10 protein-coding genes are annotated in these 12,552 nt (G+C 37.9%); 3 read left to right on the forward strand and 7 right to left on the reverse strand.

The features are described from left to right. Positions 1–317: 317 nt before the first annotated feature. The 7 genes from thyX to J2Z66_RS39335 form a co-directional block, all read right to left on the reverse strand. Positions 318–1,034, reverse strand: coding sequence for an FAD-dependent thymidylate synthase (thyX, locus tag J2Z66_RS39305; protein ID WP_209979037.1), 717 nt, complete (start codon positions 1,032–1,034; stop codon positions 318–320). 78 nt (positions 1,035–1,112) lie between these two features. Further along, positions 1,113–1,784, reverse strand: coding sequence for a hypothetical protein (locus J2Z66_RS39310; protein ID WP_209979039.1), 672 nt, complete (start codon positions 1,782–1,784; stop codon positions 1,113–1,115). 163 nt (positions 1,785–1,947) lie between these two features. Continuing rightward, complete coding sequence (locus tag J2Z66_RS39315) at positions 1,948–3,222, reverse strand: nickel pincer cofactor-dependent isomerase, group 22 (RefSeq protein ID WP_209979041.1); 1,275 nt, start codon at positions 3,220–3,222, stop codon at positions 1,948–1,950. 43 nt (positions 3,223–3,265) lie between these two features. Next, positions 3,266–4,336, reverse strand: a complete 1,071-nt coding sequence (locus J2Z66_RS39320; protein ID WP_209979043.1) for a Gfo/Idh/MocA family protein — start codon at positions 4,334–4,336, stop codon at positions 3,266–3,268. Positions 4,337–4,367: 31 nt separating this feature from the next. Next, positions 4,368–5,207, reverse strand: coding sequence for a carbohydrate ABC transporter permease (locus tag J2Z66_RS39325; protein ID WP_209979046.1), 840 nt, complete (start codon positions 5,205–5,207; stop codon positions 4,368–4,370). Continuing rightward, positions 5,207–6,100, reverse strand: coding sequence for a carbohydrate ABC transporter permease (locus tag J2Z66_RS39330; protein ID WP_209979048.1), 894 nt, complete (start codon positions 6,098–6,100; stop codon positions 5,207–5,209). The genes J2Z66_RS39325 and J2Z66_RS39330 overlap by 1 nt, the downstream gene beginning before the upstream one ends. Before the next feature lie 136 nt (positions 6,101–6,236). Continuing rightward, on the reverse strand, positions 6,237–7,574 hold the full coding sequence (locus tag J2Z66_RS39335) for an ABC transporter substrate-binding protein (RefSeq protein ID WP_209979050.1): 1,338 nt from the start codon (positions 7,572–7,574) through the stop codon (positions 6,237–6,239). Between the two features lie 378 nt (positions 7,575–7,952). On the opposite strand from J2Z66_RS39335, the gene J2Z66_RS39340 reads away from it, so the two are divergent. The 3 genes from J2Z66_RS39340 to J2Z66_RS39350 all read left to right on the forward strand — a co-directional run bounded on the left by J2Z66_RS39340 (position 7,953) and on the right by J2Z66_RS39350 (position 12,488). Continuing rightward, a complete protein-coding gene (locus J2Z66_RS39340; protein WP_209979052.1) occupies positions 7,953–8,726 on the forward strand; it encodes a response regulator transcription factor in 774 nt (257 codons plus the stop codon). 21 nt (positions 8,727–8,747) lie between these two features. Beyond that, positions 8,748–10,511 (forward strand): sensor histidine kinase, encoded by a 1,764-nt coding sequence (locus tag J2Z66_RS39345; RefSeq protein ID WP_209979053.1) that lies wholly within the window; start codon positions 8,748–8,750, stop codon positions 10,509–10,511. Between the two features lie 816 nt (positions 10,512–11,327). Further along, positions 11,328–12,488 (forward strand): GNAT family N-acetyltransferase, encoded by a 1,161-nt coding sequence (locus J2Z66_RS39350; RefSeq protein ID WP_209979055.1) that lies wholly within the window; start codon positions 11,328–11,330, stop codon positions 12,486–12,488. The last annotated feature ends 64 nt before the right edge of the window (positions 12,489–12,552 follow it).

The following is a 12,552-nucleotide window of genomic DNA, read 5'->3' on the forward strand; positions in this document are numbered from 1 at the left end:
TCCGTCGTTGTGATATACGGATTCTGCATCGGTCTATTCCTCTTTTGTTGTTGGGTAGGACTTTCAACCGTACAGGATTGGCAGATGTTTTTCCAATTTTAGCTATCCATTCATTTGTCAAGCACTGATTGTGGTGGTGAGCCCCTCTTTAATTGCTTTTTATTTTTTCAGGAAAAGAAGGAGTTACAACCTTGATCTCATGCAACAACAGGGATTTAATAATAATTAAAGGATGTAACGGGTAGCCTGCCCGCAGGCTACCCGTTACATCCCCACAAAATCAATCACATACTGCCCTTCTCACTCAACTAAGCCCCTCAGTCTTTGACGACCTCAGACATAAGCTGCTCAAGTGAAACAGGGAATAGCGGCCTGATCAGCTCTAGAATAGCTTTGGCATAATCCTGGATTTCTTTTTGGGCATCATGTTCAAGCCTTTGTTTTAAGAAGTGTGCTATCGATTGGACAGATGCTGTCCAGTACCAACGAACATACATACCGTAAGCAGGAAGAAAAAGTCTCGCTTGCTCAGCACATATTCCATCTGCTAGCGCTGCCTCATATTTAGATATCCCTAACTCCGTGTAGTCTATTAGCTCGCGACTATACTTCTCACCAAGCTCCCATTCAATGATTGCTCCGCTGCCTTGTTTAGAGTTTTCCGGTTTCGATCTCCACTCTCCCGCTTCTGGGAAATAGAAAGCCGGTTCTTCCGTTATGTACCGTCGGCTAGATTCATTCCAAGCATCCAGGCTATCACCTGTACCTTCATAGTGAGCAGAGCCCACGACATATTTCCACCATTGTCTAGCAACCATTAAGGGAGCATACACCTCAAATTGAGTGATTGCATGTCGAAATGGCGACGTGTGGCCTTCGCGTGATAAAAATTTAATTAATTTTATATCACGATCACTTAATTCAAGAGATTCCTTGGCATAAGATACACGGGCAGCATTAACTACTGTTAGGTCCGACCCCATATGATCGACTAACCTTACATATCCTTCATTCAGTACTTTGATTAATGACAATTTAATATATCCCCCTTTTATTCCAATCGTTATAGGTTCTACAAAAAGTAAGATTTTCCTCTTTTAGGTTCATCGTGCTCATCTTTTTATAAAAAATTTTGTTCTAAGCTTATAAAGAAACCACGATACAATAACTGATTCTTTTGGATTGTGATATGAAACTTTGTTTATAAAATAAAAATCTTCAGGTTCCACCTCAATTTTTGTAAGGGGTGCAACTGGCGATTTGCTTATCCACTCATCGAAGGGAACTAATGAATGATTTACTTTTTCGAATGTTTCTTCAGGCAAGAAGTAAAGCATTCCACTCGTCCATGGATTTGATAGGATGGTTTCCCTAGTCAAAGAAAAGAAATAATAGTTGTATTTCAAATCACTACTAATACACGCGTTACGAAAATTACCAACTAATTTATTGCGATCAAAAACAGCATAGAATATAGGCCAAATTCCATCTCTTGTCGCAAACACGGCTTCCTCATATTTTCCATTAAATAGCGTTTGCCTTCTCGGCTCGAACTCATTAATACCTTTATGATTTGAACCGTGGAGCACAACTTTTTTCGTTGAAGCGATGTATTGAATGAAATGAAGTTTTGGAAAATTGCTGGAATATTTTATCTCGGACTTACTTGTAAGGGCTTTCGAGTACATTTTTTCGTATTCCTCGATCTCTTCTTGTGAATATGCAAGTTGAGGAAAGCGGTAAAATAACAGCCTGAAAATTATTGAACTAATTAGCCTTAACATTCATTTCCCGCCTTTACGCTAATTCATATATTAGCATTTGGTATTAGAACTTAGTACTAAATATACCTTTGTCTTTTTCACACGTCAATTTTTGTTTTTATCGTTCCAGAAAAGCGACAAAAAACCTACCGATTAAGGTAGGCAATTTATTTAAAATGAATTTTCACCATAAATCCCCATTTAAATCAAACTGCATTTCACGCAGCTCACCGACAATTTCCATATTCGAATTTTTTGCAACCTCATCCAAAAGCGCTTCAGAAATATATATATACTCAATATGAAGCGAATCGGATATACGTATTACTCTTGGACAATTAATATCAATTTCATTGCTTGCTCTTATACATGCAGCAATAGCGTCACGATCACTTTTTAAGATCATGGGTATGCGCACAACATCAAAAACCGTCGATGTTAAAGCATTGATATAAGACGCCTCTAAATCAGCCTTATCAAACAATCTTTGTGTGGTTGCATCAGCCATTCCGGCTCCTATAATTACCCCATGGCTTTCATTCGTAATATCAAGTACAGCAACTTTTTGTGACTTCAACCCGCCACTGGCATATGGCGTAGCAAATGTTCCAGTAATGTTTGGATCCATTCCGTCGCCGCTAATATTTTTTCCGATTTTATCAACAATCAATACATCAGTTTCATCAATCCATATACGGGGCATTAACTCTTTCGCTTTAATTAACAATTCGGGTTCTCTTTCGGCAATTTTATTTCTGGGAATCGCTTCAAGGATGCAGGTTTCATCAAAAGCGTTTTCCACTATGGCAACTCCAAAAAGAATGTTTGCGTGTTGTAGAATAGATTTACCAAAAAGCGGAATTAAATGGTGCATATGTTTCCAGCCTGCTGCGTGGCAGGCATTGGCTCCCTCTCTTTTGCCCAAACCTATTGCCATCATTTTCATGATGCCGCTCTCATATTCCCCGCGAAATGCAGTATGAGGCTTTACTCTTCCTACAACAACAATTCCGTCAGCCGCAGCAGCATATTTGTCAATAACAATAGGATGACCTTCTGGAGATTTTCCTATCTGCACCGTATCCATCGTCGACTTAATGGGGCAGCCACAGTACTCTTCAGATACACCAAATTCTTCAATAATTTTTCTCTGGTTTTCCGCAATACCTCCACCGTGACTCCCCATGGCAGGAATAATGAAGGGATTCGCTCCCTTTTCTTTTAACAACCTTACTAATTCTCTTGTAATTAAAGCAATATTGTTTATTCCCCTGCTTCCGACAGTTATGGCAATACTCATACCCGGAACAATTGTTTTTAGAATATCTTCATTTTCCAAAATTTCATTGATCTTCTTTGGAATATCATCAACATCAATCGAAACACGCGGAAATTTTTGCCTTACTTTTACCATTTTAGGAATTGGCACATCTCTTAATAAATCATAAAAAGTACTCATCAACCTACCACTCCCATTTAAACATCATCAAACAATTAAACCTCTACAATTGAATGACTTGATTAATCTTAATACTTTCATGCACAGCTTCACACATTTGTGTAGACACTAAAGCTTCCTCTCCACAAGGATAAGAGCCTTCTAACTGCTCCAATTTCATCCCATTTTTCATTAAATTTATGAGTTTTGTAAAATAAAGCATGGATTCAAATGTATACCCCTGAGGAGCGATTCCATAAAATGGTCTTTCAACTTCAAGCGCTGCAAATGGGTTCGATACGATTGAAGTAGCGTCATCCTCAAAGGCACTTAATACACCTCTATCTTGACTGTCTACTTCAGTCATACCATTCGAACCAATTAAACGAATACTTTGATTTACGATGGATGGAAAACTGTTAGGAAGAATCCATGAAGAATCCATTGAAAAATGGGTACCATTCTCGAACTCAAATTTAGCCTGAATAGAATCATAAGTGTCAATACCCATTCCGATTAACTTGTCCTTGATTGCAGTAGCATAAACTCTCTTAGGCTTGGATGCTAACAACCAGTAAATCAAATCATAAAAGTGAATTCCAAGAAACCACGCTGGAGAACTGTGTTGTGCCCAATTCTTAAGCCAAACGGATGGAACAACAATTTTATCTTCCATATGAGCATAGCCATACTGAATATTACCTAGTTTTCCATGCTTGATATCATTTTTGAGCTGCATATGAGCCGGATCAAAACGTTTATGGAAATCAACGAACAGCATCAAATCATTCTCTCTTGCAGCTTTAATCATGTCTTGGGCACCTTGACTGCTTGTATCTAACGGCTTCTGTACAAGAACGTGTACTCCGTACTTTACTGCTTCCAAAGTAATTTCCCGATGTAAAAAGTCAGGTGTTACAATAGCAACAGCATCGAGATTCTCCTTCTTTAGCATTTCCTTATAGTCAAGATATCCTTTAATATTAAAATCTTTTGCTTGCTGATTAACAACCTCTTCATTAATATCTGCCAAGGCAACTAATTCAATGTCTTCCATTTTACTAGCAAAGGAGAAGGCTTTTAACATTTTCGTACCATAAATTCCTCCACCGATTATTCCTAAACGTGCTTTCATATGTTATTCCTCCTGAATTTCATGTTTGTATTTAACCTTTCAAACCTGTAGTAGCAATACCCTCCACAAAGTATTTTTGTGCAAAGAAGAACAGCACAATACAAGGAACTATCGTTAGTGTAGCCATTGCCATTATCTGATCCCAGTTTACTGCCGCTTGTGCATCCAGAGACATTCGAAGTCCAAGAGTAAGGGTGAACTTTTTTATGCTGTTGATAAATATCAATGAGTCTAAAAAATCATTCCATGTCCAAATAAACTGTAACAGTGCCACCGAGAATATCGCCGGCTTACATAATGGCAGCAATATTTTTGTCAGTATTGTAAATGAATTGCAGCCATCCAGAAAAGCTGACTCATCGAGTTCTTTGGGAAGTCCCCTAATAAACTGAACGACTAGAAAAATAAAAAATGGAAAGCAAGCAAATACGGCTGGAACAATGAAAGGATAATAAGTGTCTAACCAACCCAAATTTTTAAATAGTATATATCTTGGAATGATAATAACCGCATTAGGAAGCATGAGAGTAGAGATCATGATGGCAAATAATATTTTTTTAAAAGGAAATTTGAACCGGGCAAAACCATAAGCCACCAGAACACTGGAAGCAACTGTAAATACAACGGTAGGTACAACTAGTTTGAAAGTGTTTATAAAAAAGTGGCCATAGGTAAACTGACCGCTCCCTTTCCAGCCTTCTATATATGCCTTCAAGGAAAATTTCTCAGGCAGGAAGCTTGTCGTCACACCGAATATTTCCTCATTTGTCTTGAATGAGGCTAGCAAAAGCCAGATGAGCGGATATATGATGATGATTCCGACGATTATTAATAATATATATCGTGTATAATCTTTTCCAATTATTTTCATCAAAAATCACCCCCGTCTTCATAGTGCACCCATCTTTTTGACGACCTGAATATCAAGTAGGTTATAATCAGGATAATTATAAAAAGTACCCATGAAAGTGCAGATGCATATCCCATTTTAAAATTTGAAAATGCTTCTTCATATAACTTCATCCCATAGAGATATGTTCCTTTCATAGGAGCACCGTTGGTTACGACAAATGCTGATGTAAACTCCTGTAAAGCAGTTATCATCTGCATGACCAGGTTAAAGAATATAATGGGTGTCAGCATGGGTAATGTGATTTTAAAGAACATCCTTATTTTGGATGCACCATCCATTGTCCCAGCTTCATATAGCTCTTTAGGAACCTGTTTTAATCCCGCCAGAAAAAGTACCATAGAAGAACCAAACTGCCAGACTGTAAGCAAACTTAAGGTGAACAGAGCTATAAATGGACTCCCGAACCATTCAATCTTTGGAATATGAATAAAAGCCAGCGCACGGTTTACCATTCCATCTTGTAAGAACATAGCCCTCCATAGTATTGCAATTGCAACACTTCCTCCGAGTATTGAGGGTATATAATATACTGTCCTGAAAAAATTAATGAATTTGATATTTACATTTAATATAACGGCAATTAACAGCGCAAAAGCCAGCTTTAAAGGGACTGCCATTAAAAAATAAAGAAGTGTAACTTTTAAAGATTGAATAAAATTCGGGTCTATTGTAAACATGTCAGTGAAGTTTTTTATTCCGATAAATTTAGGAGCTCTCCCCAAAGAATAATCGGTGAATGAGTAATACAGTGACGCAATCATCGGATAGAACTGAAAAACCGCAAATCCAATAATCCAAGGTAAAATATATAACAAACCTGTGTAATTCTTGTATTTTTTTACAGAGACCATTCGATCAGCCAACTTTCGCATTGAGGTTGTTTAAACCACATACTAACAACAAAGAGCGCTCGAAAACGGCTTCGCCGTATTCGAGCGTGCCTTGCACAAACAAGTGAATGCGCTAACAATTATTCAGCAAGTCGTCTTATTTAGCATTTGCCTTTAATTCTGTTAGTTTATTCTGGAACTGTTTGATCATATCGTCAGCAACTTGTTCGGGTGTTAAAGCGCCGAATCCGACTTTTTCAACTGCGTCGATCATAATGTTTTGCAACTGTATATTGAGTGATATCACATTATCCGCCATGCCTTGTCTTCCAGAAGCCAGTTCAACTGCCTTCAATATTAGAGGATCTATTAGATTTGCATCTGCAATTACTTTTCTGCCTAATTCTGTTGGGGGAACAGATCTGGTATCCTTCAATATGGCAAGGGCTTCTTCATCATTATAGAAAAAGTTCAAGAATTTTGCTGCCTCTTCCTTGTTAGCAGATTTACTGTTGATACTAAGCATTTGAGCAGGCCTTACAATCAATCCTGTATCCTTAGCATCCTTTGCAATGGGCGGGAGAACAACATCTGCTGAATTTTTGAATGGTTCCATTCTCGGACCTAGGGCCGCAATCCAGTCAATCGTGGCTCCTGCCTGTTTATTAGCCCAAACGGGATTCTCGAAGTACTTTGCCTTGAACATATATTGTTGAGCAGCAGGCTCAACGACTTTTGCATCAAAAAGTTTTCTCAAGTATGTGAATGCATCAACAAGGTCAGCCTTGGTAAATCCAAGCGTGTAGTCATCATTCACAATCTGATTCCCGGTCTTTTGCTTCAAATAAGGTGGCAATATTTGTATGATGGTAGCAAATTGATCGGTTACCAAAAAATATGCCTTAGGATCTGCCTGGTTTACTTTCGCTCCTTCAGATAGGATTGTATCCCAATCCCATACTGTGTTTGTATCAATACCAGCTTTAGTCAATACGTCCTTATTGATGAGCATTGTAATTCCACTGATTCCAGTAGGAAGAGCAACTAGTTTACCATCGACGACGCCATAATTTTCAACAAATTCTTTATCAAAACTTGTTGTGTCTATACTTTTAAGCTGATTTAAGTCTTCAAAAGAATTAAACTGTTTAGTGAAATCCGAAAGCCATGGCGGATCTATCTGCATAATATCAGGTGCAGAACCTCCTGCAAGTTGTGTCATTAACTTTTCTTTGTAGCCATCTGATCCCATGTATTCACCATCAATTTTCACATTTGGATGTTTAGATTCGTATAGGGCAATGACTTTTAGAGTAGCTTCATGACGAGGGTCCGATCCCCACCATGAAAACCTTAATGATACCTTGTCAGTTGAACCTTGCGTTGTGTCGCCTGATGAAGGTGATTTGTTCGAATTGCTACCACACCCCGTAATTGCAAAAAGCAAAATGGCAATCATACTTGATACAATCAAAATCTTTGAAAATTTTTTCATTAAATGACCTCCTAGTTTATGAAATACAGGTTATGTTCCGCCTTGTTTCCAAGTATATCAGCTTAATATATTTTTAATAATGTATTATAATTGACTAAAGGTATCGTTATTGAACAAGTAAATGAGGTTCGCAATGAAAAAGGTATCATTAATGATGATATCGTATCATTAACTGATAATATTAAATCTTTAAGTAAATAATATCAGATTAAAAAAAGTTATGTATAGTAACATAAAATGTCATATAAACAATTACAACCTATCTTTTAGCACACTGAAATAGACTTGACGATCGCATGCCAGAGGGATACCATGATAGTGGTATATCTCCTTTAAATGATAATGCTCAAGCACCTTATACAACTTGGAGGTAGGGACATGTACACACTTCTTTTGGTTGACGATGAATATGAAATAAGGACAGGGCTTTGCAATTATTTCCCGTGGGATGAAATCGGTTTCGAGGTTGTAGGACAAGCGGAAAATGGTAAACAGGCATTGGATTTCGTGAAAAATAATGAAGTTGATGTTATACTTTCTGACATTGAAATGCCTGTAATGACAGGTATTGAACTGGCCGAAGAGCTTCAAAAACAAAAATCAAAAATTAAGATTATTTTTTTAAGCGGTCACAGGAATTTTGAATTTGCACAGAAAGCGGTGTCATATGGTGTTAAAAGCTATGTCGTAAAATCAACCAAGTCTAGTGAGCTTGTCAATGTATTTAAAAAGATTAAAGATGAACTCGATCAGGAAACCGGTGAAATTGATCTTCCATCCAAAGAATTAACAGAAGATTCGGAGGAAGTCTATAATTTTTACGATCGACTAATACTCACAATTAAGAACCATATTAAAGAGCATTATAAGGATGTTGAGCTTGAAGATATCTCCGAGCTTGTACATATGAATCCAAATTATATCAGCAGATTATTCAAGAAAAAAACCGGACAAAATTTTTCCGATTATCTTCTATCCATTAGAATGGAAAAAGCATTAGAACTGCTAAAAGATATCAAATACAAGACCTATGAAGTAAGCTATATGCTTGGTTACAGTAATGTAAAAAATTTCACAAGAACGTTCAAAAGTTATTACGGCAAAAGCCCAAGAGAATTTAGAATTAACGAAAACCTCAATGGTGTGGAATAATATGGAACGGCGGGAGCGCACATGAAAAAACAATTTTTCTTTAAAAACCTTGCCCTTTTCCTTGTACCCTTGTTGATTCCGTTATTCATTTTTGGAGTTTCGTCCATTGTACTTACACAAAATAATTTGAAAAGCAATATCAATAAAAATAATACAAGCTTATTAAAACAAACCAAAGAAAACGTCGAACTTGTATTAAATGAAGTGGATCAATTGAGCCTGGTTTATGATACAAATGCTGACATTGGTTTTGAAATGGATTCCATACTGCAAAACAATTCAACTACTTATGAGAGAAATGTAGCAGCGAAAATTATTAAAGGATTTATGAATGCTGATCCGAGCGCAAGACCCTACATTTATTCCATCTATGTTTACTATGACAGTGCAGGAAGCAATTTCTTCTCGTCTAGCGACGGTGTAACCAATTTAGAGAAAGTAATCGATCATTCATGGTACGAAAGCTACCGGAAACAGGATCAGAATAAGCAATTCTGGACTGAAGCCAGAGAAATTAAACGATATACATTTGAAGAAAAACCTGTACAGATTGTCTCTATTTATCATCGTATGTTATCGCGCAAAGGTGTTATTATACTGAACATCCAACCGCAATATATTGAAAACATTCTTAATAGTATTACGCCCCTTCCTGATCAAAGTTTACTGGTTATGAATGAAGACAAACAGGTTATTTTCCAAAATGCTAACGCACCATTATTAAACGATATTGATCTTAATCAAATTAGTCAATCATCCTCAGACTTTTTTACAATGAAATTTAAGAGCGGCTCTTATATGATTTCAAAGCATCAGTCAGAAAGATATGGCTGGAAATACCTGTCCATCGTCCCTTTGCAAACGCTTTACGAATTCCCCTCCAAGCTCGGAGGATTAATGCTGATGTTACTCTTAACGGCATTTTTAATTGGCCTTGGGCTGACCTACTATATTACAAGCAGAAATTACAGGCAAATATCGAATATCGTCCATATACTTGATTCAGCAGAAAGCGGGAACCCCCTCCCTCCATTACCTGATCGTATCAAAGACGAGTATAGCTATATCAGTAACAATATCCTAAAAACTTTTATAGAGCATAGTTTCCTTAAAGTTACATTATCCGAGAAAAAGTTCAGGATGAAAGCTATGGAGCTTATAGCGTTGCAAGCACAAATCAACCCCCACTTTCTATTTAATACATTAAAAACAATATACTGGAAATCATACGCCCTATCAGGAGGTCAAAATGAGGTAAGCAAAATGATAGAAAACCTCTCAGACATTCTGGATTATTCTCTAAATAACCCAGCAGTATTAGTTACTTTGGAAGAAGAAATACGGACGACAATGAGTTATACAGAAATTCAACAGGTACGTTACAAAGATAATTTTGACATTATATGGGATATTGATGATCGTGTTAAACAGCTTACTGTGATAAAACTAATATTGCAGCCAATTATTGAGAACAGCATACATCACGGTATTAGAACAAAAGAAGGGAAAAGCCTAATAAAAGTAAAAGCCTTCTTAGTGAATTCGCTGCTTAGAATCTCAATTATTGACAATGGTATTGGTATAGACCCTGAAGCACTGAAAAAAATAAATGAAAAACTAAAAGACTCGGAAGACTATTCCGATCATATCGGTTTATTCAATACAGATAAGAGATTGAAGCTTAATTATGGTGAGGAATATGGGCTAAAACTAAAGAGTAAACTTGGATTGGGAACGGTTGTTTGTATGTATATTCCCATCTCTCCAGAAGATCCAACTGATTAGACTCCAAGTTTCAGGATTCTAAATGAAACATTTGACACCTCTATGCGAGCTATATGAAACCGGATACAAAAACATGCTGCTTAATCTGGCTCAACACCACAATCAGTGCTTGACAAATTAATGGACAGCTAAAACTGGAAAAACATCTGCCAATCCTGTACGATTGAAAGTCCTACCCAACCACAAAAGAGGAATAGACCGATGCAGAATCCGTATATCACGACGACGGAAGATATCTTCCAGATACGGAAAGGACCTGGACCTGTCTCTAACGGTCACCGCTGACCTTTAGAGGCTGATTTTTACATATTCACGATTCTAATGGACATCCGCGGCCATTAGAAGGCGGTTTTCCCCACAATCGCCCCCTTTTCATCCTGTAAGGGACATCCATGACCGTTACAATCTCATTTCGCTGCATTTCCGCTTCTAGCGGACTGCGGTGACCTTTAGCGCACGTGTTACCCTCGCCGATATGAAAATAGCTATGACAAGTACCGGGCCGCTATAAAGCTGGCATTTTCGTAGCATTTAACCGCCATCGAATGTTTGCTTGACTGTCAAGCACTGATTATTAGGTTGAGCCATTAATCTCAGCATGTTTTTACTTGAATTCCATAGAAAGTTCTATTATAAACGAATTCCATCTTGATTAATTTGGATGATTTATCCATAATCGTACTATCTTAACCCTCAAATACATTCAAAGGAGTGATGATGTTTGGATACGAACAAACAAATCGAGAAGCAGATGCGAGGTTTATATTTGTAGATGAATATATCCTCTCATCCGTTTAAGGGAGGCACACGAGCGAAATGGATTCAAACAACATGGTTCATACATTGGAACTCACTAGCGAAAGCTTTAATAAAGCAACAGGCCTTTTTGAAGCTTTGAAGCATCACATTTCTATTCAAGGTGTTGTGACAGGCTCTATAGCCGGTAGAATTTTTCTGTCTAAAGATTGTAGCTCGGCCTTATTAACAAATCCGCAAGGCATTTTTATAGGGGGAAGTCCAGAGAACCATTTGTTTTTTGTAGAAGCTAACACACTGCTTAAAGAAGAGCTGTTACCTTGCCGTGCGTCTGCGGGTAAATTAGATTATGTACTCTTCTATCCAACAGATAACTATTGGGAGGAAGCTATTGGCGAGGTAATGAAAGATTTACTGCCGATGAAAAGCGGGCGAATGACTTTTTCTCACGATTTGGATCATGTGCAAAGCTCCTTTTATGATGGTGTTTTTCCGGTGACTGGCAGTTTATTAAAGCAACAAGATTTAACAGGACTTGATGGCGTAGTAAGCGAAATTCAAGAGGGCTGGCCTTCCATAGAAGCATTTGAGGACAACGGTTTTGGGTGTGTGGCTATTCAAGATACGAAAGAGGGCTCTACTATAATTAGCTGGTGCCTGACGGATTGGGTTGTTGGTAATGAGTGTGAGTTTGGCATTGAAACGGTTGAAAGCTTTCGAGGAAACGGATGGGCGCGAAAAACAGCCTCAGGTGCACTATTACTCGCAAAACAGCGCGGCCTAAAAAGGGTTGGTTGGCAGTGTTGGTCCAATAATATAGGATCACAAAAAACAGCCTTATCTGCAGGCTTTGAGCTGCTAGCTGATTTTCCAGTCATGTTCGGATGGAATCGCCCCCTAAACAACCTTCTTGTCAATGGAAACCACTATATGCGTGGGAATAGTAAGTATGGTGTAGAGAAAAACTACGCCCGCGCAGCTTGGAGTTATGCACAAGCGCTAGATAAAGGCTCGGACTGGAATGGAGATGCTGCACTTTATTGGAATGCTTCCTGCATGTTCTATTTGACAGGCGAAACAGAACGAGCGAAGCATTATTACAATACAGCTGTTGAAAAGGGCTGGAAAGACATCTACCAGCCCCATTATCATGAACATGTTTATAGGGAACAGGATAGTGAACAAATCGCACGTATTCTAGCTGAACCTTCTGAAACCTAGCATTGATTCTGAGCTCCCTCTAAATGACAAATGACAAAAAGGACTTAACGACCATAAGGCTGTA

The sequence above is a fragment of the Paenibacillus eucommiae genome (assembly GCF_017874215.1).
Lineage (GTDB): Bacteria > Bacillota > Bacilli > Paenibacillales > NBRC-103111 > Paenibacillus_AI > Paenibacillus_AI eucommiae.